This window comes from Mesorhizobium sp. M0998 (genome assembly GCF_040318885.1).
Classification (GTDB): domain Bacteria; phylum Pseudomonadota; class Alphaproteobacteria; order Rhizobiales; family Rhizobiaceae; genus Mesorhizobium.
Genome location: NZ_JAMYND010000041.1, coordinates 1 through 23,683, shown reverse-complemented (window position 1 = coordinate 23,683; position 23,683 = coordinate 1). Strand labels below are relative to the sequence as shown.

At 62.7% G+C, this 23,683-nt stretch carries 19 protein-coding genes; 10 read left to right on the top strand and 9 right to left on the bottom strand.

Annotation, left to right across the window (positions count from 1 at the left end):
* Positions 1-222 precede the first annotated feature (222 nt).
* A complete protein-coding gene (locus NKH59_RS27570) occupies positions 223-1,818 on the top strand; it encodes a DEAD/DEAH box helicase (protein WP_352970542.1) in 1,596 nt (531 codons plus the stop codon).
* 140 nt (positions 1,819-1,958) lie between these two features.
* On the opposite strand, the gene NKH59_RS27565 is transcribed toward NKH59_RS27570, so the two are convergent.
* Positions 1,959-2,852, bottom strand: a complete 894-nt coding sequence (locus NKH59_RS27565) for a LysR family transcriptional regulator (protein ID WP_353023637.1) — start codon at positions 2,850-2,852, stop codon at positions 1,959-1,961.
* 127 nt (positions 2,853-2,979) lie between these two features.
* Between NKH59_RS27565 and NKH59_RS27560 the strand changes: the two genes are divergently transcribed.
* Together NKH59_RS27560 and NKH59_RS27555 are read left to right on the top strand one after the other, a co-directional pair.
* On the top strand, positions 2,980-3,864 hold the full coding sequence (locus tag NKH59_RS27560) for an NmrA/HSCARG family protein (RefSeq protein ID WP_353023635.1): 885 nt from the start codon (positions 2,980-2,982) through the stop codon (positions 3,862-3,864).
* Positions 3,865-3,914: 50 nt separating this feature from the next.
* The gene (locus tag NKH59_RS27555) at positions 3,915-4,187 is read left to right on the top strand and encodes a DUF2798 domain-containing protein (RefSeq protein ID WP_023679921.1); all 273 of its coding nucleotides are present in this window, start codon (positions 3,915-3,917) and stop codon (positions 4,185-4,187) included.
* 90 nt (positions 4,188-4,277) lie between these two features.
* Here NKH59_RS27555 and NKH59_RS27550 read toward each other — a convergent pair whose 3' ends face one another.
* The 6 genes from NKH59_RS27550 to NKH59_RS27525 all read right to left on the bottom strand — a co-directional run bounded on the left by NKH59_RS27550 (position 4,278) and on the right by NKH59_RS27525 (position 11,753).
* Positions 4,278-4,925, bottom strand: a complete 648-nt coding sequence (locus NKH59_RS27550; protein WP_254817106.1) for a YiaD family glycine zipper/OmpA-like lipoprotein — start codon at positions 4,923-4,925, stop codon at positions 4,278-4,280.
* Positions 4,926-5,099: 174 nt separating this feature from the next.
* Complete coding sequence (locus NKH59_RS27545) at positions 5,100-5,468, bottom strand: GFA family protein (protein ID WP_352874039.1); 369 nt, start codon at positions 5,466-5,468, stop codon at positions 5,100-5,102.
* Positions 5,469-5,660: 192 nt separating this feature from the next.
* Positions 5,661-6,047: a hypothetical protein gene (locus tag NKH59_RS27540; RefSeq protein ID WP_031212810.1), complete on the bottom strand. Its 387-nt coding sequence runs from the start codon at positions 6,045-6,047 to the stop codon at positions 5,661-5,663.
* A gap of 473 nt (positions 6,048-6,520) precedes the next feature.
* A protein-coding gene (gene prfB / locus NKH59_RS27535) for a peptide chain release factor 2 (protein ID WP_352451084.1) occupies positions 6,521-7,652 on the bottom strand; the annotation gives its coding sequence in 2 pieces (ribosomal slippage) (positions 6,521-7,585 and positions 7,587-7,652; 1,131 coding nt in all).
* Positions 7,653-7,819: 167 nt separating this feature from the next.
* Entirely contained in the window at positions 7,820-10,276 is a 2,457-nt protein-coding gene (locus NKH59_RS27530) for a penicillin-binding protein 1A (RefSeq protein ID WP_352835946.1), read from the bottom strand.
* 214 nt (positions 10,277-10,490) lie between these two features.
* Complete coding sequence (locus tag NKH59_RS27525) at positions 10,491-11,753, bottom strand: N-acetylmuramoyl-L-alanine amidase (protein WP_352835949.1); 1,263 nt, start codon at positions 11,751-11,753, stop codon at positions 10,491-10,493.
* 666 nt (positions 11,754-12,419) lie between these two features.
* On the opposite strand from NKH59_RS27525, the gene NKH59_RS27520 reads away from it, so the two are divergent.
* Entirely contained in the window at positions 12,420-15,434 is a 3,015-nt protein-coding gene (locus tag NKH59_RS27520; RefSeq protein WP_353023632.1) for an Rne/Rng family ribonuclease, read from the top strand.
* 197 nt (positions 15,435-15,631) lie between these two features.
* On the opposite strand, the gene NKH59_RS27515 is transcribed toward NKH59_RS27520, so the two are convergent.
* Positions 15,632-16,579: a glutaminase gene (locus NKH59_RS27515; RefSeq protein ID WP_352501649.1), complete on the bottom strand. Its 948-nt coding sequence runs from the start codon at positions 16,577-16,579 to the stop codon at positions 15,632-15,634.
* An 11-nt stretch (positions 16,580-16,590) separates the two neighbouring features.
* Positions 16,591-17,739, bottom strand: a complete 1,149-nt coding sequence (locus NKH59_RS27510; RefSeq protein ID WP_352926540.1) for a pyridoxal phosphate-dependent aminotransferase — start codon at positions 17,737-17,739, stop codon at positions 16,591-16,593.
* Positions 17,740-17,884: 145 nt separating this feature from the next.
* Between NKH59_RS27510 and NKH59_RS27505 the strand changes: the two genes are divergently transcribed.
* The 6 genes from NKH59_RS27505 to aat all read left to right on the top strand — a co-directional run bounded on the left by NKH59_RS27505 (position 17,885) and on the right by aat (position 23,231).
* The gene (locus tag NKH59_RS27505; RefSeq protein WP_352684843.1) at positions 17,885-19,279 is read left to right on the top strand and encodes a M48 family metalloprotease; all 1,395 of its coding nucleotides are present in this window, start codon (positions 17,885-17,887) and stop codon (positions 19,277-19,279) included.
* A 70-nt stretch (positions 19,280-19,349) separates the two neighbouring features.
* Positions 19,350-20,153: a DsbA family protein gene (locus NKH59_RS27500; protein ID WP_352451092.1), complete on the top strand. Its 804-nt coding sequence runs from the start codon at positions 19,350-19,352 to the stop codon at positions 20,151-20,153.
* Positions 20,154-20,316: 163 nt separating this feature from the next.
* The gene (gene aroQ / locus NKH59_RS27495; RefSeq protein ID WP_023717478.1) at positions 20,317-20,751 is read left to right on the top strand and encodes a type II 3-dehydroquinate dehydratase; all 435 of its coding nucleotides are present in this window, start codon (positions 20,317-20,319) and stop codon (positions 20,749-20,751) included.
* A gap of 26 nt (positions 20,752-20,777) precedes the next feature.
* Positions 20,778-21,236 carry an acetyl-CoA carboxylase biotin carboxyl carrier protein gene (gene accB, locus NKH59_RS27490; protein ID WP_352926534.1) on the top strand — a complete coding sequence of 153 codons (459 nt, stop codon included), beginning with the start codon at positions 20,778-20,780 and terminating at the stop codon, positions 21,234-21,236.
* A gap of 19 nt (positions 21,237-21,255) precedes the next feature.
* On the top strand, positions 21,256-22,599 hold the full coding sequence (gene accC / locus NKH59_RS27485) for an acetyl-CoA carboxylase biotin carboxylase subunit (RefSeq protein WP_023674822.1): 1,344 nt from the start codon (positions 21,256-21,258) through the stop codon (positions 22,597-22,599).
* A gap of 14 nt (positions 22,600-22,613) precedes the next feature.
* On the top strand, positions 22,614-23,231 hold the full coding sequence (gene aat / locus NKH59_RS27480) for a leucyl/phenylalanyl-tRNA--protein transferase (protein ID WP_023674821.1): 618 nt from the start codon (positions 22,614-22,616) through the stop codon (positions 23,229-23,231).
* The last annotated feature ends 452 nt before the right edge of the window (positions 23,232-23,683 follow it).

Sequence of the window (23,683 nt, the reverse complement as noted above, 5' to 3'; positions counted from 1 at the left end):
AACACCTGCGCTGATGCGAGAATGTCGCCTTGCTGAACAGCGGGCCATCGACGAGCGGTAACCATCGCGATTAAGCTTACGGCTTCACAATCGCACCAATGCCGCCCGTTTGTGTTGACAAATCGTGGGCTTGCGCCTACCTGCAATACCAATCTTGCAGGCGCGCGGCGCTTGCCGCGACTGCATATGTTGCGCCCCCGAACCAGCCAAAGACAGCCAAACTTGTCCTCAGACACCCAGATCGCTCAAGAAGCGTTGACCTTCGCAGACCTCGGCCTGTCGCCGAAGGTCCTTTCCGCAGTTACCGATGCCGGCTACACCGAGCCGACGCCGATTCAGGCTGGTGCTATCCCGCACGCCTTGCTCGGCAAGGACGTGCTGGGCATTGCCCAGACCGGCACCGGCAAGACGGCGTCCTTCGTCCTGCCGATGCTCACCCGGCTGGAAAAGGGCCGCGCCCGCGCGCGCATGCCGCGCACGCTGATCCTCGAGCCGACGCGCGAGCTCGCCGCGCAGGTCGAGGAAAACTTCGTCAAATACGGCAAGAACCACAAGCTCAACATCGCACTGCTGATCGGCGGCGTGTCCTTCGACGAGCAGGACAAGAAGCTCGAGCGCGGCGCCGATGTGCTGATCGCGACCCCCGGCCGCCTGCTCGACCATCGCGAGCGCGGCAAGCTCCTGCTCAACGGCGTCGAGATCCTCGTCATCGACGAGGCCGACCGCATGCTCGACATGGGCTTCATCCCCGACATCGAGCGTATCTGCGAGATGATTCCGTTCACCAGGCAGACGCTGTTCTTCTCGGCGACGATGCCACCGGAAATCACCAAGCTCACCGAGAAATTCCTGCACGCACCGGTGCGCGTCGAAGTGTCGAAGGCAGCATCGGCCGCCACCAACATCACCCAGCGGCTGGTGAAATCCGGCCCGAAACCCTGGGACAAGCGCGAGACGCTGCGCAATCTGATGAAAGCCGAGGATGCCGAGCTGAAGAACGCCATCATCTTCTGCAACCGCAAGATCGAGGTATCGGAGCTGTTCCGCTCGCTGCTGAAATATGACTTCGACGCCGGCGCCCTGCACGGCGACATGGACCAGCGCGCGCGCATGCAGATGCTGGCCAATTTCCGTGACGGCAAGCTGCGCTACCTCGTTGCTTCGGATGTCGCGGCGCGCGGCCTCGACATTCCCGATGTCAGCCATGTCTTCAATTACGACGTGCCGATCCACGCGGAGGATTACGTCCACCGCATCGGCCGTACCGGCCGCGCCGGGCGCTCGGGCAAATCCTTCACCATCGCGACCAAGTCGGACACCAAATACATCGACGCCATCGAGCGGCTGATCGGCACGAAGATCGAGTGGCATGACGGCGATTTGTCGACGGTCGTTGCCAGCGAAGGCGGCGAGGATGAGGCCCCGCGCCGTGGCCGCGGTGCGCCACGCCGTGCCGGTCGCAAGGATGACGCCAAGGACAGGGGCGAGCGCAAACCGCGTGAACGCCACGCCAGGCGCAGCGAAGAAGCAGCGCCGGAAGCAGTTAGCGAAGAACAGCCGGTCGTGGCCGAAGCCACCGTCGCCGACATCGACGAGCGGCGTACCCGCAAAGAGGCGATCCGCTCGGAAAACAGCGAGCGCCAGGCTTCACCTGAACGCAAGGCTTCGCCCGATCGCAACGAACGGCGCGCGCCGGAACGGGGCGACACCAGGCCGCAGCGCGAGCGCCCTGCCCGCCAGCGCCAGGAAGACAATGACGCGACCGTCGGCTTCGGCGACGACATGCCGGCCTTCATGCGGATCGTCGCCAAGGTCTGACACAGCTCGCGCGCGGCCCCGCCGACGCGCGAAGCACCCTCTTTTGAGAAGTACTGCTCTCGGTAATCTTGTGGCGTTGCTGCGAGGCGGTCGATTTTGGTGCTGCCGGCGATCCGTATGCCGCTAGGCTCGCTATGTAGCTAAAGATCCCTGAGCTCCAGGCGGGATGCCAGCAGGTCCAGAAAAGCGCGAACTTTGGCTGAGGACGACCTGCCTTCCGGCCACACGGCGTGTATCGGCACCGGCACCGGCTCGAATTCGGTTAGAACCAGTTCCAGGCGGCCATCGTCCACCAGGTGCTTTACCTGCCAAAGCGGCGAGTAGCCCAGACCCAATCCGTGAATCGCGGCCGCATAGATCGATATCATCAAATTCGACCGGAAGGTACCCGCGACCTTCACCGGCCGGGGCTTGCCTTCAATCTGAAACATCCATTCGCCTGGGCGGCCGTCGACGGTTCGTACGATGCATTGATGCTCACGCAATTCGAGCGGATGGGCCGGTCGGCCGTGTTGCTGGAAGTAGGCAGGTGCGCCGAACACCACGCGCCGCAGCGCGCCCAGGCGCTTCGCACGTAAATTGGAATCCGGCAAATTGCCGATTCGGACAGCCAAATCGAGGCGCTCGGCATCGAGATCGACAAATTCATCGGAAAGCTGGAGGTCAACCTCGACCCGGGGATATGTCCGCATATAATCGGCGATGACCGGCACGAGGAAGTCCGGGCCGAACAGAACCGGGGCACTGACACGCAGGATGCCCCATGGCTCCGACCGTCGATTGGCCGCCTGAAGCCTGGCTTCGTTAATTTCCTCGACGGCGGGTTTGATGCGCTGGAAAAAGGCCGCTCCGGCTTCGCTCGGCGTCGAGCGGCGTGTCGTCCTGTGCAGAAGCTCGACCCCGATTGATTCCTCCAATGTCGCCAGGGACCGGCTGACCGACTGCAGTGAGCGGTTCAGCCGGCGTGCGGCAGCCGTCAGACTGCCATGCTCGACAATGGCAATGAAGGCTTCGAAATCATCTATCCGGCTCATCGCTCATCGCTCCTTTCTACCGAAAATCGGGAGAACCTATCGCAAAATCGATCAATTGTAACGAAGTTCGCTAGATTTTATCTTCCCTGCACAGGCCGAAAGGCAGACTCGAAGGAAGGAGATCGTCATGCGAACACCCAGTCCAACGGTCCTGGTCGTAGGCGCCGCAGGCCGCGTTGCCGGTTTGGTGGTGCCTGAACTCGTCCGCCGCAATGCCAGGGTTCGAGCGCTTGTTCGTGACGCCGCGAGTGCCGAAAAAGCCCGGAAAGGCGGCGCATCCGAGATCGCGATCGGAGATCTGCGCAACCATCGGAGCCTTGAGCAGGCCGTGAAAGGTGTCGACGGTGTCTTTCACATCGGACCGGCCTTTGCTCCCGACGAAGCCGCCATGGGGGTTGCCATGGTTGAGGCGGCGGCGCGAGCAGGCGTTCGAAAGTTCGTCTTTTCGTCGGTGATCCAGCCGACCAATACGAGGCTGGAAAACCATGCAAGCAAGGTACCCGTTGAAGCTGCCCTCTATTCGACGAACATGGAGTACACCATTCTGCACCCGGCCAATTTCATGCAAAATATCGCGCCGGCCTGGCCGTCCGTCGTCGAGCATGGCGTTTTCGCCGAGCCGTTTCCAAGGACGGCGAAGCTCGCCCGCGTCGACTATCGCGATGTGGCTGAAGTGGCGGCAATCGCACTGACCGAAGCGCGTTTGTCCTATGCGACCCTCGAGCTGTGCGCCGACGGTATGCACAGCCGCGAAGAGGTCGTCGCCATGATGAGCGAAGCGCTTGGCCGGCCGGTTTCGGCGGGCGAGCCGACATTTCAGGACTGGGCGGCGAAGGCCCGCCTTCCCTATGCCGACCGGCAGTTGCAGATGCTGGCCAAAGTACACAGCCACTACGCCAAATACGGCCTCGGCGGAAACAGCCTGACGTTGCGTGCCGTGCTTGGCCGCGAGCCGCGTTCGCTACGAAGCTTCATTCAGGAATTGGCGCTGCAGACGGCATATGCCGCCTGATCGTCCTCACAATAACGCCTACGCAAATTTTTTTGATTAGGAAGATTTCGATGCAAGCATCACCGGACCGAGCCTTCAAATTGAGAAAGCTGCCGCCCTCCTACGGCGCGGTGGTGATGCCGTTGGTTCTTTCGATTCTGATGTCCTCGATTGTCTCGGCGGTTTCGACGGCAATCGGCGCAGGCTGGACGAACGGGTTTATAGCGGCCTGGAGCTATGCATGGGGCGCTTCATGGCTTGTCGCGTTTCCCAGTCTGCTGATTGTGCTTCCGATCGTGCGCCGGATCGTTGCCGCGATTGTCGATCAGCCGGCCCGGTCCTGACATCACGAACGAAGGATGCCGGCGGACGGAGGGCCGACATAGCCATTAGAGCGGCCCCTTGCGGGGCCGCGGCCGGTTCGTGCGCTTGCCTCAGGTAAGCGGCGACAGCTGGATCTCGACGCGGCGGTTCTGAGCCCGGCCGGCAGCGGTCGCGTTGGAGGCGATCGGACGTGTCTTGCCGAAGCCGGTGACGGCGAAGCGGCGGGAATCGACGCCCTGTCCGGACAGATAGTTGGCGACCGCCAAAGCACGGCGCTGCGACAGGTCGAAATTGTGCTCGTCGCTGCCGGTCGAGTCGGTGTGGCCGAACACGTCGACGGTGGTCTGGCGGAACTTTTTCAGCACAAGGGCCACCGAATTCAGCACCGGATAGAAACCGGCCTTCACCGCGTCCTGGTCGACGTTGAAGGTGATGTCGGACGGCATATTGAGGATGATCTGATCGCCGGTGCGGGTGACGCTGACGCCTGTGCCCTGAAGCTGTCGGCGCAGTTCGGCCTCGTTCTGGTCCATGGTGGCACCGATGGCACCGCCGGCAAGCGCGCCGATGCCCGCGCCGATCAGCGCGTTGCGGCGGTCGTTACCGCCGGCAAGCATGCCGAGCCCGGCACCCGCCAAAGCACCGAGACCGGCGCCGGCAGCGGTGTTGGAAACCTTCTGTTCCCCGGTGTAGGGATCGGTGGTGCATGCGCTCACGAGCACAGCCGTCGCCACGACGGCGAGCACAATCTTTTTCATATGGTGGTCCCTCTCCATTCCACGGCCGCGCAACGGCGCACCGCATCAGCCCTTCCAGCGACTTGTAACATGAAATGCGGCGAAAAGCGGACCAGCAAAAGCCGCTGCCGCGGCTTTCCCCGGCTCAATTCCACACGCCTGCAGCGGCTCGCGCGACCACCGCAATTCGACCGGCTACCAGAGATTCTTGCCGTCGATGACCACCACTTCGACCTTGTCGAGATCGAAATCGTCGAACAGCCGCGAGTTCACGCTGATCTTCGGATTGTCGAAATTCGGCTCGCCTGTCGACCAGTCCGGCGTCTCGGTGAAGGTCCCACAGCCGCAGCTGGCGCAAAAACCGTGTTTTATGGTTTTCGATCCCCACTGGTAGAACGAAACATTCTCCGGCGGGCTGGTGAGCCTGAATTGGGATGGGGTGTAATAGGCCCACAACGAACCGCGTTTTGAACAGAAGGAACAGGTGCATCGCGTCACTGTCTGCGGTGCTTGCGAGACCTCGAACGTCGTCGCCTTGCAGTGGCAGCTTGCCTTGATCGTCATGGATTGGTCCCTCACAATGCCGCCCGTAAGCAAAGGCAGCATAAAGAAACGCTCCTGACAACTGCCTGTCAGCGACCTGTGAGCCTGCGATGCACAGGTTAAAAGTGCTGGAGTGCCGACCGAAGGCTCATCGATCCAAAGCCGCCGCACACCCCCGGGTCAGCCCGTCGGCAAGCTTTCGGGCGTCATGCGCTAATAGGACGATGGCGGCACGAACAGGCAGATGGTCTTTCCGTCATTGGCACCGGCAACGGAGCACCAATGATATTCGCCGTCGGGCGAATTCTTGATCCGCTTGTCGCTATAGGCCACGACTTCCCCGGTTCCTTTGATGACATAGCCCTCGGGACGTTCGCTGATCGATGTCTGAGAGACCTCGCGGCAATCATAGCCCGAGCAGCAGGAGAAGGGATAGCTCCAGCCTTGCGGCATGGCCGCGGTCGGCTTGGCATCATGCGCCAGAGCAGGCGCCGCAAATGGAATGGCGGCAGCTATCAAAACCACTGCCGCGACAAGTGAATTCAGGAGTCGGCGCGCCGTGCGGGCGACTGGGGCCGGTCTGGTTGTGAGAGCAGGCATGAGCGCAGTTCCTATCAACGGTTGTCAAGCATTTCGCTTGCCCGTTCCCGGAACGTGTCTTCCCAGTGGCCGGATCGTCAGGTCGCAGATACGCCGCGTCCGGCCATAAATGCTTTTTTCCTCCCCAGCGCATGAATGCTGGGCTGATTCCTTGGTCGGCGCAAGCAATTGCTGTCGCAACCGAACGCCGACCTCTGCGGCCGGAACCAACCTGCCGTCCTGATTGACGAAACCTGGTCAACCCCGGCAGCGGGATCGCCAATAACGGGATTTGGCTCGCGCTGGTTCCAGGCTTGGCATCGGCGGCCCGCGGCATCCGCGTCAAAAAGCGGAAATCGATTTTGAAAAATCCGATGAAAAACAAAGTTGTAGAACGACAGGTAAGTGCAAATTGAGAGCTCGTCACTCTCGCGCGATGGCCGTAACTCTCGCGTGATGAACCCACATTCCTGCCGGATTGGTGCCCGGCGGCCTCAGTCGATATCGGCCACCGTTTCGCCGGCGCCACCTTCGATCCGCTGCGACAGCGAGGCTTCCATGAAATCGTCGAGGTCGCCGTCGAGCACGCTCGACGGGCTGGTGCTCTCGACACCGGTGCGCAGATCTTTCACCAGCTGATAGGGCTGCAGCACGTAGGACCGTATCTGGTGGCCCCAGCCAATATCGCTCTTCGACGCTTCGGTGGCGTTTGCCACCGCTTCGCGCTTCTTCAGCTCTTCCTCGTAAAGCCGCGAGCGCAGCATTTCCCAGGCCTTGGCCTTGTTCTTGTGCTGGGAGCGCTCGGCCTGGCAGGCAACCGCGATACCGGTGGCGAGATGGGTTATGCGCACCGCCGAATCGGTGGTGTTGACGTGCTGGCCGCCCGATCCCGACGACCGATACGTGTCGATACGGACGTCGGATTCGGAAACGTCGATGTCGATCGTATCGTCGATGACGGGATAGACCCAGACGCTGGCGAAGGAGGTGTGGCGGCGCGCATTGCTGTCATAGGGCGAAATCCGCACGAGACGATGCACGCCCGATTCCGTCTTCAGCCAGCCATAGGCGTTGTGGCCCTTGATCAGCAGCGTGGCGGACTTGATGCCGGCTTCTTCGCCGTCATGCACTTCAAGCACCTCGACCTTGAAGCGCCGGCGCTCGGCCCAACGCGTATACATGCGCAGAAGCATCGAGGCCCAGTCCTGGCTTTCGGTGCCGCCGGCGCCGGCATGGACTTCCAGATAACTATCGTTGGCGTCAGCCTCGCCCGACAGCAGCGTTTCGATCTGGCGCGCCTTGGCCTCGCCGCGCATCGAGCGGATCGCCGCTTCGGCCTCCGCGATGACGCCCTCGTCGCCCTCTTCCTCGCCAAGCTCAATCAACCCGATATTGTCTTCCAGGGCCTGGGTGAGGCCTTTGACCGCGGCAATGCCTTCCTCGAGGCCCTGACGCTCGCGCATCAGCTTTTGCGCTTCCAGCGGCTCGTTCCAGAGGCTCGAATCCTCGGCACGGACGTTCAGGTACTCAAGCCGCTTTATGGCTTGGTCCCAGTCAAAGATGCCTCCTCAGCAGGGTGATCGCCTGCCTGATCTCGTCGACAATGTTTTGCGTTTCCGCGCGCATGGCTGGCTGTTCTGTCCTGTTGCTGGATGGCGGTTTGGTGGCGCGATACATAGGGACGGCACGGTCTCCTGTAAAGCGCCGGCCCCTGTAATGTACCGGCCCCTGTAAAACGGAATGGACCGGCTCGACCATCATCGTCAAGCCGGCCCGACCCGATGTAGCGATTGTCAGTAGAGCCCGCCGCCGCCCGACTGGATGGCCTGGTTGGCCTGCGGCGACAGCGCCCCGCCGGTGGCGTTGGAGCCGTCCGCACCCATGCCGATCACCCAGTAGCTGTCGGCGGGACCGGTACCCGGCTTGAAGGCTTCGATGATGGTTCCGGCGTCGCCCGCGTTGGCTCGCATGCCGGTCTTGCGATTGATCGCAATCAGCTTCATGCCGTCCGGAACCTTGAAGTCGACATTGGGCGTGCCGTCCAGTGCCACGCGCATGAAATCCTTGAAGATCGGCGCGGCAAGGCCGCCGCCGGTCGCGCCCTTGCCAAGGCCTTTCGGCTGATCGTAGCCCATATAAAGGCCGACAACGAGGTTCGGCGTATAGCCGATGAACCAGGCATCCTTTTCGTCGTTGGTCGTTCCGGTCTTGCCGGCGATGTGACGGCCGAGCTCGTTGATGGTGGCGCCGGTGCCGCGTTGCACGACGCCCTCCATCATCGATGTGATCTGGTAGGCGGTCATCGGATCGAGCACCTGCTCGGAGTTGTCGACCAGCTCCGGCTCTGGCTGGTTCTGCCACTCGGCGGCGTTGCAGTTCGAGCAGCCGCGTTCGTCCTGCCTGAAGACGGTCTTGCCGTAGCGGTCCTGGATGCGGTCGATCAGCGACGGCTTGATCGACTTGCCGCCATTGGCCATGATCGAATAGGCCGACACCATGCGCATCACCGTCGTCTCGCCGGATCCCAGTGCCATCGGCAGATACGGCGCCAGGTGGTCGTAGACACCGAAACGCTCGGCATATTCCACGACCAGCTTCATGCCCATGTCGTTGGCAAGCCGCACCGTCATCAGGTTGCGCGATTTCTCGATGCCGGACCGCAAGGTCGCCGGGCCGGCCACCGTTCCGTCGTAGTTCTTGGGCGTCCAGGTCGTGTTACCGCTCTGGATGGTGATCGGCCCGTCCATGATCACGGAGGCGGGCGTATAGCCATTGTCGAGGGCGGCCGAATAGACGATCGGCTTGAACGACGACCCCGGCTGGCGCATGGCCTGCGTCGCCCGGTTGAACTCCGACTGCGCGTAGGAGAAACCGCCGACCATGGCCAGGACGCGTCCGGTATGCGGGTCCATGGCGATCAGGCCGCCTTCCACTTCGGGAACCTGGCGCAAGCTGTAGCTGTTGTCCGAGCCGTCGTTCTTCTGCACGAAAATCACGTCGCCCGGCTTCAGCACGTCGGCGGGCGACTTCGCCTTGACGGTCCTGCCGTCGACGACGTGGCGCATGGCGAAGCTCATGTCTTCCTTGCTGACGGTGCCTTCGACGCGGTCCTTGACGATTTCGCCGGAGATCTGGCGCGTCGGCTGCAGGCCGATGGACAGGCCGGTGGCCGAGCTGTCGAGCACGACGGCGAGCGACCATTCCGGCACGTCCTCCAACCGCTTGACGTTGCCCAGCGGCACACCCCAGTCGCCGGCAACGTCGATGCTCGTGACCGGCCCGCGGTAGCCGCGCAGCGTGTCGAACTTCATAAGTCCGTTCTGCATGGCCTTGCGGGCAATCAGCTGCATCTTCGGATCGAGCGTCGTGCGGACGGAAAGGCCGCCTTCGTAGAGCGCATTCTCGCCGTAGCGCGCGATGATCTGGCGACGCACTTCCTCGGTGAAATACTCCCCGGCGAAGAGATAGTTGCCGGTGCGGCGCGGCGTGACGCCGAGCGGCTCGGCCTTGGCCTTCTCGCCTTCTTCATGCGTGACGTAGCCGTTCTCGACCATCTGGTCGATCACCCAGTTGCGGCGCTCCAAGGCGCGATCGGCATGCTTGAAGGGATGGTAGTTGTTCGGCCCCTTCGGCAGGGAGGCGAGATAGGCGGCTTCGGCCACGGTGAGCTCGTTCACCGATTTGTCGAAATAGGTGAGTGCAGCACCGGCGACGCCATAGGCGCCGAAGCCGAAGAAAATCTCGTTGAGATAGAGCTCGAGAATGCGATCCTTCGAGTAGGCCTGCTCGATGCGGAAGGCGAGGATCATCTCCTTGATCTTGCGCTCGTAGGTCTGGTCTGAAGACAACAGGAAGTTCTTCGCCACCTGCTGGGTAATCGTCGAGGCGCCGACCTGGCGCTTTCCCGAACCAACATTCTGCAGGTTGACGACAATGGCCCGGCCAAGGCCGGTCACGTCGATGCCGGGGTGATTGTAAAAATTCTTGTCCTCGGCCGACAGGAAGGCCGCCTTGACACGATCCGGGATCGCCTGAATCGGCAGATAAAGCCGCCGCTCACGCGCATATTCGGCCATCAGCGCGCCATCCGACGCGTGGATGCGGGTGGTCACCGGCGGCTCGTATTTGGCCAGCACCTCGTAATCGGGCAGGTCCTTCGACAAATGGCCGATATAGATCGCCACGCCCGCCGCGACCAAAAGGGCCAGCGTCGTGCCGATGCCGAAGAAATAGCCAATGAGACGAATCATACCCGCTCCAGTCCTTGGTTCGGGAATTTCCTAAACGAAGCCGCCCTTCACGCAAGCTTTCGGGACGATCCCAAACCGTAATCGCAAAATCCATGTCGCGACCATGTGGGCAAAATACGGCGGCGTGGAATTTCGATTTCGAATGCCGGAAATAAAAGCACAGGGTGTTGTCGCCGTGCAACGCTGCTTCAGGTTGTGGGCGCCGGCGGACATTTCAGCCTCCGGCCCCCGTTCCGCTCTTGGCCGAAGCAAACAGGGCAACGGCGTTGGTTATGCTCTGGGTCGCCTTGTTGCGCCAATCGGCGCTGAGCAACTGCGCTTCGTCCTTGGCGTTCGACAGATAGCCGAGTTCGACCAGCACGGATGGAACGTCCGGCGCCTTCAGCACCTTGAAGCCGGCAGAACGCTGCGGGTTGTTGATCAGACCGACGCTGGTGGAAAGCTGGCCGACGAGAGTATGGGCGAAGCTCATCGAAAAATTATGCGTCTCGCGGCGGATCAGGTCGATCAGGATATCGGTCACTTCCTTGCTGTCGTCCTTGATCTCCATGCCGGCGAACTGGTCGGAAAGATTTTCACGGTCGGCAAGCGCCTGCGCCTCGGGATCGGAAGCCTTGTCGGACACGGTGTAGACGGTTGCGCCGCGAATGCCCTTGAGGCTGATCGTGTCCGCATGGATCGAGATGAGCAGGTCGGCCTCATGCTGTCGGGCAATGCGCACGCGGTCGTCGAGCCGCAGGAACTCGTCCGTTTCGCGCGTCAGGAACACGTCGTATTTGCCGCTGGCGGCGAGCTTGTCGCGCAGTTCCATGGCAAAGGCGAGCGTCACGTTCTTTTCGACCGTACCGTTCAGGCCCTCGGCACCGCCGTCGATGCCGCCATGGCCGGGATCGACGACGACGGTGAAACGATGGCCCGGATTGGAGACCGGCCCGGTACCGACCCTGCCGGCCTTGTCGGCGGAGACCGTCGAACCGGTGGTCAGCGCCTGATTGGCGAGCGCTGCGTCGAATTCCCGCTGCGAGGCCGCCGACATGTCGATGGCGATCCGGTAGCCGTTGCCGTCACCGTTCTTGAGCACGTCGAGATTGTCGACGGCGAACGGTCCCTTGCCGGTGAGAATCAGCCGCGATTTCCCCTCGCCGAGCTCGCCGTAACGCACCGTGCGGACAAGGCCGCGCGGCTTTACATCCCTGGCATTGAGGGCAAATCTGGTGGCCGGCAGATCGATGACCAGGCGATTGGGGCCGCGCAGCAGGAACCATTTGATGTCGGGTTCGCGGTCGAAATTGATGACGATGCGCATCTTGGTGGCATCGCCGGCCATCTTGTAGCTTGTGGCGCCGAGCGGTACGTCGGCAGCACGCGAAAGCGGCGAAAAGACCAGGCAAGCCAGGATCAGCGACAGCAGGCAGGCGGTGCGGAACAACCAGCCTCCATGATGACGGCCCTTGTCTGCGAAGCCTGCCAGTCCCATCTTTCTACCAATCGCTCCCGTTGGCGTCATGCCCGATCGCTTGTCGAAGTGCCCTATTGCTTGTCAAAGTGCTGGCAGGCCGCGAACTCGATTAACGATTGGTATCCAGAGAAGGTTAACCAAGCCTTTTCATGGAAGGCTTGGAACCTGGGCTTCCGCTGCGGAACGGCTTTTTGCCGGCATCGGGAATCGGGGTTGCCTTCCAACCCGCCAAATCATAAAAGCGATGGTGGATCACTGCAATCCTGGAACCGTCCTCCTCCGCAGCTTCCTGCTACAGGTCAGACGCAAGACGGCTCCTTTCGCTTCAGGCGAAGAAGGCATCGGTGATCGCGACGATTTTCGCAGGCGTGCTCCCGTGGCGGGGGAATCGCCTGCGTGAGCAAAACGGCCGGGATTGTCCCGTTCCGGCTCTGTATGAGCAAACAAGCTGGTCCGGTTTTTTCCGGGCTTTGGTTCAAAAGGTTCTGCTGGTGACGATGGCTTCAAGCGCAATCATGGAAAGGTCCGCAACAAACCGCGCCACTACGGCTGCGGGCGGCACCGCCATGGCGCTCAGGCAGCGGCCGGCGGACGTTCAATTGTCCGGCACCCATGTTCCAGGTCCACGGCAGCGGGCATTGCCTCGCAAGCTGCGGCCGACGGCTGCCGGGAGGAAACGAAATAATGCCCAACAAAATGCTGATAGACGCCTCCCACCCGGAGGAAACACGCGTTGTCGTCGTTCGCGGTAACCGTATTGAAGAATTCGACTTTGAATCCCAGGACAAGAAGCAGCTCAAAGGAAACATCTATCTCGCCCGCGTAACGCGCGTCGAACCTTCTCTTCAGGCAGCCTTTGTCGAATATGGCGGCAACCGTCACGGTTTCCTCGCCTTCAGTGAAATACACCCCGACTACTACCAGATTCCGGTCGCCGACCGTCAGGCGCTGCTGCGTGCGGAAGCACAGGAAGCCCAGGACGAAGAGGACGAGGAAGCCGCCGAAGGCGAGGACCGCCAGAGCCGCGACCGTGGCAAGCGCGGACGCCGGCGCGGCGGCAAGAGCCGCGACCGCGGCGAGCACAGGCGCGAGGCAGGCGCGGCCGACGGCGAGAATGGCGAGAACGGCGAAGATGCCGTCGCAGAAAAGCTGGATGCCGTTGACGACAACACCATGTCCGACATTGCCGGACAGAGCGAGGGTGCCGCCGGGCAGAGCGATGAAGCCGCCGATCGCGGTGAGACCGAGCCGTCCGAAGGCGGTTCGAGTTCCATCGCTGCCAACGTCGATGCCGACGTAATCTCGGAAGCCGTCCCGCAAGTCGAGGTAAGCGGGCCCGAGACAAGCGGGGCCGAGACAAGCGGCGAAGCAACCTCCGAAGACAATGATCGCGGCATGCTGGAAGAGGTGCAATCCTCGCATCCGGACGATCACGAGGTCGAATCGGTCGGCGCCGAGGACGCGCTGGAAGAAGTGCGCAACCGCCGCAAGCCGGTCCGTCGCCAGTACAAGATCCAGGAAGTGATCAAGCGCCGGCAGATCCTGCTGGTGCAGGTCGTCAAGGAAGAGCGCGGCAACAAGGGTGCAGCGCTGACCACCTACCTGTCGTTGGCCGGCCGCTATTCGGTGCTGATGCCGAACACGGCCCGCGGCGGCGGTATTTCGCGCAAGATCACCAATGCGCAGGACCGCAAGCGGCTGAAGGAAGTGGTCGCCGATCTCGAAGTGCCGCAAGGCATGGGTGTCATCCTGCGTACGGCAGGCGAAAGCCGCACCAAGGCAGAGATCAAGCGCGACTACGAATATTTGATGCGGCTTTGGGAAAACGTCCGCAATCTGACGCTGCAATCCACGGCCCCTGCCCTGGTTTACGAGGAAGGCAGCCTGATCAAGCGCTCGGTGCGCGACCTTTACAACAAGGATATCGACGAGATCCTGGTTTCCGGCGAAGAAGGCTACCGCGAGGCCAAGGACTTCATGCGCATGCTGATGCCGAGCCACGCCAAGGTGGTTCAGCCGTTCCGCGACACGACGCCGATCTTTGTGCGCAACGGCATCGAAGCGCAGCTCGACCGCATGCTGCAGCCGCAGGTGACGCTGAAGAGCGGCGGCTACATCATCATCAACCAGACGGAAGCGCTGGTCGCCATCGACGTCAATTCGGGCCGTTCCACCAAGGAGCACTCGATCGAGGACACCGCACTTCACACCAATCTGGAAGCCGCCGAGGAAGTCGCCCGGCAATTGAGGCTGCGCGATCTCGCCGGCCTCATCGTCATCGACTTCATCGATATGGAGGAGAACCGCAACAACCGCTCCGTCGAGAAGCGGCTGAAGGATCACCTCAAGAACGATCGTGCCCGCATCCAGGTCGGCCGCATCTCGCATTTCGGCCTGATGGAGATGTCGCGCCAGCGCATCCGCGCCAGCGTGCTGGAATCGACCATGAAGCCTTGCCCGCATTGCGGCGGCACCGGCCATGTGCGCTCCGATTCGTCGGTCGCGCTGATGGTGGTGCGGGCAATCGAGGAATTCCTGCTCAAGGATTCGCGCAGCCACATCACGGTGCGGACGCCGGCGGCGACCGCGCTCTATGTGCTCAATCACAAGCGCGGCACGCTGGTGGAATTCGAGCACCGCTTCGGCGTGACCATCACCATCGAAGCCGATGACGCGGTCGGTGCACAACACTATGCCATCTTCCGCGGCGCGCTGGCCGAAAAGCCGGAAGGCTTTGTCGAGGCGCGCACGTTCCCGGCCTATGTCGAGCCGGAAGAACCCGAGGACGAGATCGTCATCGAAGAGGAAGACGAGGCACCGGTGCAGGCCGAGCAGCCACGCCCTGCCCAGCAGCCGCAGCAGCCAAGGTCCGGCGAGGACGGCGAAGGCCGCGATCGCAAGCGCCGCAAGCGCCGCAGACGGCGCGGCGGCAAGGATCGTGAACATGGGGATCGTGAACACGGGGATCGTGAGCACGGGGAACGCGAACATGGCGATCGCGAGCATGGCGCTGCTGTGGAAGGTGCTTCCGTTTCGGCGCCGATAGACGATGCCTTCGTCGCCGCCGGCGATCAAGCTGCCGAAGCGGAACGTGAAGCGCCGGCCGGTGTTGCCGAAACGGCGGAAGCGGCGGACGACGGTCACGGCAAGAAGCGCCGGCGCGGCAAGCGCGGCGGCAAGCGCAATCGCCGCGAAGAGGGCGAAGGCGAGATCGAAGCCAGCGCCGGCGAGCCGGCCGCCATGACGGAAGGTGCGGTGTCGGAAGCACAGCCCGTGACCGGCGAGCCGGAAGGTGCGCCGCCGGCCGAAGAGCTTGCGGTGCGTGCTCCGGCGAACGACGACACGCCGAGCGCCGAAAAGCCGAAGAAGCCGCGCCGCGCCGCCAAGCCGAAGAAGGTTGCGGCGGAAGCAGTTGCCGAGATTGCGGGCGCCGAGACATCGGCTGCCGAGGCCGCCTCCGTGGCTTCCGGCGAGACCCCCGCACCGGTGTCGCAGGAGACCGAAGTGGCGGCTGCCGGGGAAACGCCGAAGGTCCGGCCGTCGCGGCGCAAGCCCGTACCGGTGGATGCTCCGGTCGTGCCGGTCGTCTCCTCGATCGTCCCGGACGAGGCAAAGGCCGACGAGGCAAAGACCGAGGAGGCAAAGGCCGAGGACAAGCCGAAGCGTGCCGGCTGGTGGCAGCGGAAGGGCTTTTTCTAAGCTTTTCCGCGCATTAGCCAGACTTTCTGATTAAAAAAAATCCCGCGCTGCGGATCGGCTGCGCGGGATTTTTTGCTCCAATTCAGGCGACAGGCACCAGAGCGGAATGCATTCAATTGAATGGGGCATTCCGCTCTAACTGTTTGTTTTGCTGCATTTGTGCGGACGCCAAATGATTCCATTTGGCTGCAAAATGCTTATGGTGCGAAGATCGACCAGTTCATCGTCTTCGCCAGTTTTTCCAACGCGATCGAGCCCAGCCTGGAATTGCCGTTGGCATTGAGGCCAGGGGACCAGACGGCAAGCGAGGCGACGCCCGGCACGATCCCCAATATGCCGCCGCCAACGCCGCTCTTGCCGGGAATGCCTACGCGGAAAGCGAAGTCGCCGGAGCCGTCATAGTGGCCGCAGGTCAGCATCATCGCGCCGATGCGGCGGGCGCGCTCTGCCGAGACGACGGAATGCCCGGTCGCCGGGTTCTTGCCGCCATTGGCAAGGAAGCGGCCAGCCAGGGCCAGTTGCCGGCAGCTCATGGCGATAGCGCAATGGTGGAAATAGACGCCCAGCGCCAGTTCCGGCGCATGGTGAAGATTGCCGAACGATTTCATGTAATTGGCAAGCGCGAAATTGCGAAAGCCGGTGGCGCGTTCGGACGCCGCGACCTCGCGGTCGATGACGATGGTGTCGTCATCGGCCAGGAACTGGATGAAGCGCAGGATCTCGCCGATCGCCTCGCGCGGCTGATGGCCGGCAAGCAGGATGTCGGAGACGACGATGGCGCCGGCATTGATGAATGGATTGCGCGGAATGCCGTTCTCGTGCTCGAGCTGGACGATCGAGTTGAACGGATTGCCCGAAGGTTCGCGCCCAACCCGCTGCCACAGCGCGTCGCCGACATTGCCGAGCGCCAGCGTCAGCGTGAACACCTTTGAGATGCTCTGGATCGAAAACGCCTCGTCGGCGTCGCCCGCGGTCAGCATGCGGCCGTCATTGGTCACCGCGGCAATGCCGAATTTTTTCGGATCGATCTTGCCGAGCTGGGGGATATAGCTGGCGACGTCGCCGCGATCGGTACGCTCCGCCATTTCGGCAGCGACCTCGCGCAACGCCTGTTCAAGCTGGGGCGCCTGTTCAAGCTCCGGCATCGTCGCCCCCGCTACTTCAGCCAGCGTTCGATACGCGCCATCGCCTCGACCATGTCGTCGTGGCTGCCGGCATAGGAAAAGCGCATCGTGCGATGGCCTTGCAGCGGGTCGAAATCGCGGCCCGGCGTCGCCGCCACATGCGCCTCGGCAAGCATCCTGCGCGCAAACGCCATGCTGTCATTGGTGTGCCTGGTGACGTCGCAGAAGGCGTAGAACGCGCCGTCCATGGGCGCGGCCAAAGCAAAGCCGAGCTCCGGCAGGCGTTGTATCAGGAGCTCGCGGTTCCAGGCATAGCGCGCCTTCACCGCTTCCAGCTCTGGCGTCGCCTTGAATGCCTCGATCGCGGCAATCTGGGACAGTTCGGGCGGCGAGATGTAGAGGCTCTGGGCGATGCGCTCGACTGGCCGCACCAGTTCCTGCGGCAGCACCATCCAGCCGATGCGCCAGCCGGTCATGCAATAATATTTCGAGAAGGAATTGATCACCGTCACATCCGCGCCGAAAGCAAGCGCCGTCGTGTCGGGCGCCGCATAGGCCAGCCGGTGATAGATTTCGTCCGAGATGACGGCGATGCCGAGCTCTTGCGCCGTTTTGACCAGCGCCTCGAGATCGCCGGCGGGAATGACCGCGCCGGTCGGGTTGGCCGGGCTGGCGAACAGCACGCCCTTCAGCGGTTTTTCGCGATGCGCGGCTTGCAGGTGCTCGGCATGCAGATAGGCGGCGCCGTCCAACTCGATCTCGACGATGTCGATGCCGAGCGCGGCCATGATGTTGCGATAGGCAGGATAGCCGGGCGCAGCGATGGCGACGCGGTCGCCTGGATCGAACATTGCCAGGAAAGCGAGGTTGAAGGCAGCCGACGATCCGGTGGTGACGGCTATCCGCTCGGGCGAAACGTCAAGCCCGTAGTGCTCGCCATAATGCGTCGCGATCGCCTTGCGTAGACCGGCGAGGCCCAGCGCGTCGGTATAGCCGATGCGGCCTGCTTTCAAGGCATTGGCCGCCGCTTCGCGAACCCCGGCCGGCGCCGGATCGGAAGGTTGGCCGACGGCCATAGAAACGACCGGCAGGCCCTTGGCTTTCAGCCGATTCGCCTCGGCCAGGATGTCCATGGCATGGAACGGTTCGACCGCGCCGCGGCGCGAAAGCGAAACAACCATTTTTCAATCCACCACACTTGTCCACACGTGCCGGCCATGCTGGCCGCGCCGCACAAATGCCCGATTGGTGTGGGGATCACAAGTTCGGTAAGTTTAGGCTGCCGACTTTTCATCCTTCGCCCACTCGTCTACCAGTGGACCTGCCATGTTGAGCCGACCCAAATCGACGATCGCCAGGACAGCGCGCGCCCTCGCGACGCTGTCGCTTGCTGCGGTGGTCGCCATGGCCGGCTCGGTCAATGCCTTTGCGCAGAATGTGCCGGTTGTGCGCGATGCCGAGATCGAGGCGCTGGTGCGCGATTACGCGCGGCCGATCTTCAAGGCGGCGGGCTTGTCGGGCGACGCCATCAACATCGTGCTGGTCAACGACCAGAGCTTCAACGCCTTTGTTGCCGGCCGCCGGCTGTTCATCAACACCGGCGCGCTGATGACGGCCGAAACGCCCAACGAGATCATTGGCGTCATTGCCCACGAGGCCGGCCATATCGCCGGCGGACACCAGCAGAAATTGCGAGAACAGCTCGAGCGCGCCAAGACGATGGCGATCCTGGCGACGCTGCTTGGCGCCGGCGCCATGGTGGCCGGCGCCACCAGCAACAGCCGCGGTCTCGCCGGCGCCGGCATGGGCGTGGTGGCCGGCGGCGGCGAGATGGCGCAACGCAGCATCCTCGCTTATCAGCGCACCGAAGAGATGACCGCCGACCGTTCGGCGATCACCTATCTCAATGCAACCGGCCAGTCCGGCATGGGCATGCTGAAGACGTTTGGCCGCTTCCAGAACGCATTGTCGCTCTCGGGCGCGCAAGTCGATCCCTACAGGATCAGCCATCCGATGCCGCAGGAGCGTATCGCCAATCTCGAAGTGCTGGTGAAGCAGAGCCCTTACGTCGACAAGGTCGACCCGCCGGCACTGCAGCAGCGCCATGACATGATGCGCATCAAGATCGCCGCCTACATGCAGGGCCAGGCGGCGGCGTCGCGATTGATGCGAAAGAACCCCGGCAGCCTCGCCTCACGCTATGGCGACGCGCAGATGACCTATCTGTTCGGCAATCTGGCGTCGGCGCTCGCCAAGACCAACGCGTTGATCAAGGAACAGCCGAAAAATCCCTATTTCCAGGAATTGCGCGGCGACATCCTGATGAAGGCGAACCGGCCGAAGGATGCGGCGGACGCCTATGCCAAGTCGGTCAGCCTCGATCCGGCGCGATCGGGGCTGCTGCCGGTCTCTTACGGCCAGGCGCTGATGGCGATCGGCACGCAGGATTCGCTGAAGAAGGCGGTGGCGCAGATCAACACCGGCCTCGGACGGGATCGCGAAAACGCCGCCGGATACCGCTATCTGGCACAGGCTTACGGGGAACTCGGCAACATCCCGGCCGCCGAGCTTGCAACCGCCGAAGGGCATTTCTATTCCGGCGACTACAAGAATGCGAAAATCTTCGCCATGCGGGCGCAGCAGAGCATGAAGCGGGGCGAGCCGGGCTGGCTTCGCGCGCAGGACATTATAAACTACGCACCATCAGGTAAGAAGAAGTGAACCTTTCGGACGCAGGCTGCGACACAGCCAAACCGGGCGGACCCGAACACAGGCAAGAGGATCGAGGATCATGACAAAGGCAATTCTGCTGGGCACTACCGGAGTGGCAGCGGCTCTCGCGATGCTGGCGTTCGGCTTCGTCGCCGGCAATCCGCAGACGGCGAAGGCCGGCACGGCACAGCTTGCCCAGACGACGTCCTCAGGTACCAAGCTCGACCGTGCCGAAGTCGAAGGCATCGTCCGCGACTATCTGCTGAAGAACCCGGAAGTGCTTCTGGAAGCCCAGCAGGCACTCGAGGCCAAGCAGAAGGAAGAACAGCGCGTCGCCAGTCTCGGCGTCATCAAAGACGCCAAGGACCAGATCTTCAATTCCTCATTCGACGGTGTTGTCGGCAATCCGAACGGCAAGGTCACGATCGTCGAATTCTATGATTATAATTGCGGCTACTGCAAACGCGCCATCGACGACATGCGCGCGCTGACCAAGGCCGATCCGGACCTGCGCTTCGTACTCAAGGAGTTCCCGATCCTCGGCCCGGATTCGCAGAAGGCGAGCGTCGTCTCGATGGCCTTCCATTTGATGAAGCCGGAGAAATACGGCGAATTCCATAATGCGCTACTCGGCGGCCAGGGGCGCGCCACCGAGGCGGCGGCAATCAAGGTGGCGCTGTCGCTCGGCGCCGACGAGGCGGCGCTGCGCGAAAAGATGAAGGACCCGAGCATCACCGAGGCCTTCTCCAAGACCTATGATCTCGCCACCAAGCTCGCCATCACCGGAACGCCGTCCTATGTCGTCGGCAACGAGGTGGTGTTCGGCGCGCTTGGCCAGGAAGTGCTGGCCGAAAAGATCGAGGCGGCGAAGGCCGCGCTCTGATCAGCATTCGGGTTTCGATTAGGCTGCGGGTTTCCGGCACGGGCCGTTTTCCGGCTGTTGTGGACGGCGAAAGAACGCACTTGCGCTCTTTTCGCCAGCGTCTATGCCCATTATAGAGGGTCCGGCGCGCCGGCTTAGCCGCGCCGGGAAAGGTCGGCATTTTTTGAAAACGGTTTTCGTCCTGAACGGCCCCAATCTCAACGCGCTCGGCAAGCGCGAGCCGGGCATCTATGGCGGCAAGACGCTTGCCGCGATCGCCGACGACTGCAAGCAGGCAGGTGCCGCACTTGGGCTGGAGATCGATTTCCGCCAGTCGAACCATGAGGGCGACCTCGTCGACTGGATCCACGAGGCCGCCGACAAGGCCGCCGCAATCGTCATCAATCCGGGCGCCTACGGCCATACCTCGATCGCCATTCACGATGCCATCCGCGCCGTCGCGCCGCTGCCGGTGGCTGAGGTGCATCTCTCCAACATCCACGCGCGGGAACCATTCCGCCACGTCTCCATGGTCGCGCCGGTCGCCGTCGGCATGATCTGCGGGTTCGGGCCGCTCGGCTACACGCTGGCGCTGCAGGCGCTGGCTGCACGCCTATGACCGGCCAACAAACAGAAGGCTCGAAAATGTCGATAAAGAAGAACGGTGTTGACCAGCAGCTGATCCGCGATCTGGCGGGCATACTGAACGACACCAACCTGACCGAGATCGAGGTCGAGCTGGGCGATCTGAAGGTGCGCGTCTCGCGGCAGGCGCCGGCCGTCCATGCGGTCGCCGCAACTCAGCCGGCCTATGCCCCGGCAGCCGCGCAGCCCGCGGCAGCGGCCGCCCCGGCGACGCCCGAAGTGTCGAAGAACGCCGTCGCCTCGCCAATGGTCGGCACCGCCTATCTGGCACCGTCGCCGGACGCCAGGCCGTTCATCGAAATCGGCCAGAAGGTCAAGGAAGGCCAGACGCTGCTGATCATCGAAGCAATGAAGACGATGAACCAGATCCCCTCGCCGCGCGCCGGCACGGTGACGGCGATCCTGTTCGAAGATGCGCAGCCGGTCGAATATGGCATGCCGCTCGTCGTGATCGAGTAGAGCCGGGAACAGGCGAAAGATGTTCCAGAAAATCCTCATCGCCAATCGCGGCGAAATCGCCCTCAGGGTGCTGCGCGCCTGCAAGGAGCTCGGCATCCAGACGGTGGTGGTGCATTCGACCGCCGACGCCGACGCCATGCATGTGCGTCTCGCCGACGAGAGCGTCTGCATCGGCCCGCCGCCGTCGCGCGACAGCTATCTCAACATCCACCAGATCGTCGCCGCCTGCGAGATCACCGGCGCCGACGCGGTGCATCCCGGCTACGGTTTTCTGTCGGAGAACGCCAAGTTCGCCGACATCCTCGCCGCGCACAACATCACCTTCATCGGCCCGACCGGCGACCATATCCGCATCATGGGTGACAAGATCGAGGCCAAGCGTACCGCAAAACGCCTCGGCATTCCCGTGGTGCCCGGCTCCGACGGCGCGGTCACCGAGGACAAGGAAGCCAAGCGCATTGCCGCCGCGATCGGCTACCCCGTGATCATCAAGGCATCGGCCGGCGGCGGCGGGCGCGGCATGAAAGTGGCGCGTAGCGAGGCCGATCTCGAGGTGGCGCTGCAGACGGCACGCTCGGAGGCGGGTGCGGCCTTCGGCGACGACGCAGTCTATATCGAGAAATATCTGCAGAAGCCGCGCCATATCGAAGTGCAGGTGTTCGGCGACGGCGCCGGGCGCGGCGTGCATTTCGGCGAGCGCGACTGCTCGCTGCAGCGCCGCCACCAGAAGGTCTGGGAGGAAGCGCCCTCGCCGGCGCTCAATGCCGAGGAGCGCGCGCATATTGGCGGCGTCTGCGCCAGGGCGATCGCCGATCTCGGCTATTCCGGCGCCGGCACCATCGAATTCCTCTATGAGGACGGCGAGTTCTATTTCATCGAGATGAACACGCGCCTGCAGGTCGAACATCCGGTGACCGAGGCGATCACCGGCATCGACCTCGTGCACGAGCAGATCCGCGTCGCCTCGGGCGGCGGGCTTTCGGTGCGCCAGGAGGATATCCGCTTCCACGGCCATGCCATCGAATGCCGCATCAATGCCGAGGATCCGCGCACCTTCACGCCCTCGCCGGGCACCATCACCCATTTCCACACGCCGGGCGGGCTCGGCATCCGCGTCGATTCCGGCGTCTATTCGGGCTACAAGATCCCGCCCTACTACGACAGCCTGATCGGCAAGCTGATCGTGCATGGCCGCAACCGCGTCGAATGCATGATGCGGCTGCGGCGCGCGCTCGACGAATTCGTCGTCGACGGCATCAAGACGACGCTGCCACTGTTTCGCGACCTCGTTGGCAACGCCGACATCGCCAATGGCGACTACGACATCCATTGGCTGGAAAAATACCTGGCCGAAGGCGAGTGATACAGGGCGAAGCGATGACCCGTCCCTACGCACCCGGTTATCGCATCCCGACCGATCTTTTGCTCAAAGCCTATGCCTCCGGCGTCTTCCCGATGGCCGAAAGCGCCAATGACCCCGAAGTATTCTGGGTGCGGCCGGAGACGCGCGGCATCATTCCGCTCGACGGGTTCCACATACCGAAAAGCCTGAGAAAGACGATCCGCAAGAACCTGTTCGAGTTCCGCATCGATTTCGACTTCGAGGCAACGATCGAGGCCTGCGCTGAAAGGCGCGAGGAACGTCGGTCGACCTGGATCAACGCGCCGATCCGCGAAGCCTATATCGAGCTGCATCGGATGGGCCATTGCCATTCGGTCGAGGCCTGGCACAACGACCGACTGGTCGGGGGGCTCTACGGCGTATCGCTCGGCCGCGTGTTCTTCGGCGAGAGCATGTTCGCCAGGGAGACCGACGCGTCAAAGGCCTGCCTGGTTCACCTCGTCGAACGCCTGAAGGCGCGTGGCTTTGCACTGCTCGATACGCAGTTCACCACCGAGCATCTCAAACGCTTCGGTGCAATCGACGTGCCGCGCGGCAAGTACGAGAAGATGCTGGCCGAGGCGCTGAAGGGCGAGGCCGTGTTTTTTCCATAACCTGGAATGGCTCATCGTTTCACGGAAACGCAATTCCGGACGGAAAGCCGTTCACACTTCCTGGAATTGCTTGTCTTATGACTTTCGCTGCCGAATGGGTCAGAAAGGAACGCTGAGAGAGGGTAGCCGCCCTCCCTCAGCGGCGAGGGTCGGATCGGTGGAATTGCTGACCGTTTGACGGGTCGAGCTAGAGTCGGATCGCCCTCGTCTTTCCCTTGAGGCCTGAACGGATACCCGGAGTTCGGCTCCGAATGACAAGCACAGGACAAGTGAAAGATGACCAACGATACCATCGGGATCGACATATCGAAAGACCATCTCGACGCCCACAGGCTGAGCGACGGCGCGAGCCGGCGTTTTGCCAACCACAGCCGCGGCCACAAGGCGTTCATGAGCTGGTTGAGCCCGAGCCGGTTGGACCCGCCCGGCGTACGCATCGTCTATGAGCCGAC

Coding starts and splice junctions, on each gene's coding strand:
- NKH59_RS27560 (WP_353023635.1), top strand. CDS start 2,980: ATGCGAACACCCAGTCCAACGGTCCTGGTCGTAGGCGCCGCAGGCCGC.
- NKH59_RS27565 (WP_353023637.1), bottom strand. CDS start 2,852: ATGAGCCGGATAGATGATTTCGAAGCCTTCATTGCCATTGTCGAGCAT.
- NKH59_RS27520 (WP_353023632.1), top strand. CDS start 12,420: ATGCCCAACAAAATGCTGATAGACGCCTCCCACCCGGAGGAAACACGC.
- NKH59_RS27545 (WP_352874039.1), bottom strand. CDS start 5,468: ATGACGATCAAGGCAAGCTGCCACTGCAAGGCGACGACGTTCGAGGTC.
- NKH59_RS27530 (WP_352835946.1), bottom strand. CDS start 10,276: ATGATTCGTCTCATTGGCTATTTCTTCGGCATCGGCACGACGCTGGCC.
- aat (WP_023674821.1), top strand. CDS start 22,614: ATGACCCGTCCCTACGCACCCGGTTATCGCATCCCGACCGATCTTTTG.
- NKH59_RS27505 (WP_352684843.1), top strand. CDS start 17,885: ATGTTGAGCCGACCCAAATCGACGATCGCCAGGACAGCGCGCGCCCTC.
- accC (WP_023674822.1), top strand. CDS start 21,256: ATGTTCCAGAAAATCCTCATCGCCAATCGCGGCGAAATCGCCCTCAGG.
- accB (WP_352926534.1), top strand. CDS start 20,778: ATGTCGATAAAGAAGAACGGTGTTGACCAGCAGCTGATCCGCGATCTG.
- NKH59_RS27510 (WP_352926540.1), bottom strand. CDS start 17,739: ATGGTTGTTTCGCTTTCGCGCCGCGGCGCGGTCGAACCGTTCCATGCC.
- NKH59_RS27555 (WP_023679921.1), top strand. CDS start 3,915: ATGCAAGCATCACCGGACCGAGCCTTCAAATTGAGAAAGCTGCCGCCC.
- NKH59_RS27540 (WP_031212810.1), bottom strand. CDS start 6,047: ATGCCTGCTCTCACAACCAGACCGGCCCCAGTCGCCCGCACGGCGCGC.
- NKH59_RS27550 (WP_254817106.1), bottom strand. CDS start 4,925: ATGAAAAAGATTGTGCTCGCCGTCGTGGCGACGGCTGTGCTCGTGAGC.
- NKH59_RS27525 (WP_352835949.1), bottom strand. CDS start 11,753: ATGGGACTGGCAGGCTTCGCAGACAAGGGCCGTCATCATGGAGGCTGG.
- NKH59_RS27500 (WP_352451092.1), top strand. CDS start 19,350: ATGACAAAGGCAATTCTGCTGGGCACTACCGGAGTGGCAGCGGCTCTC.
- NKH59_RS27515 (WP_352501649.1), bottom strand. CDS start 16,579: ATGCCGGAGCTTGAACAGGCGCCCCAGCTTGAACAGGCGTTGCGCGAG.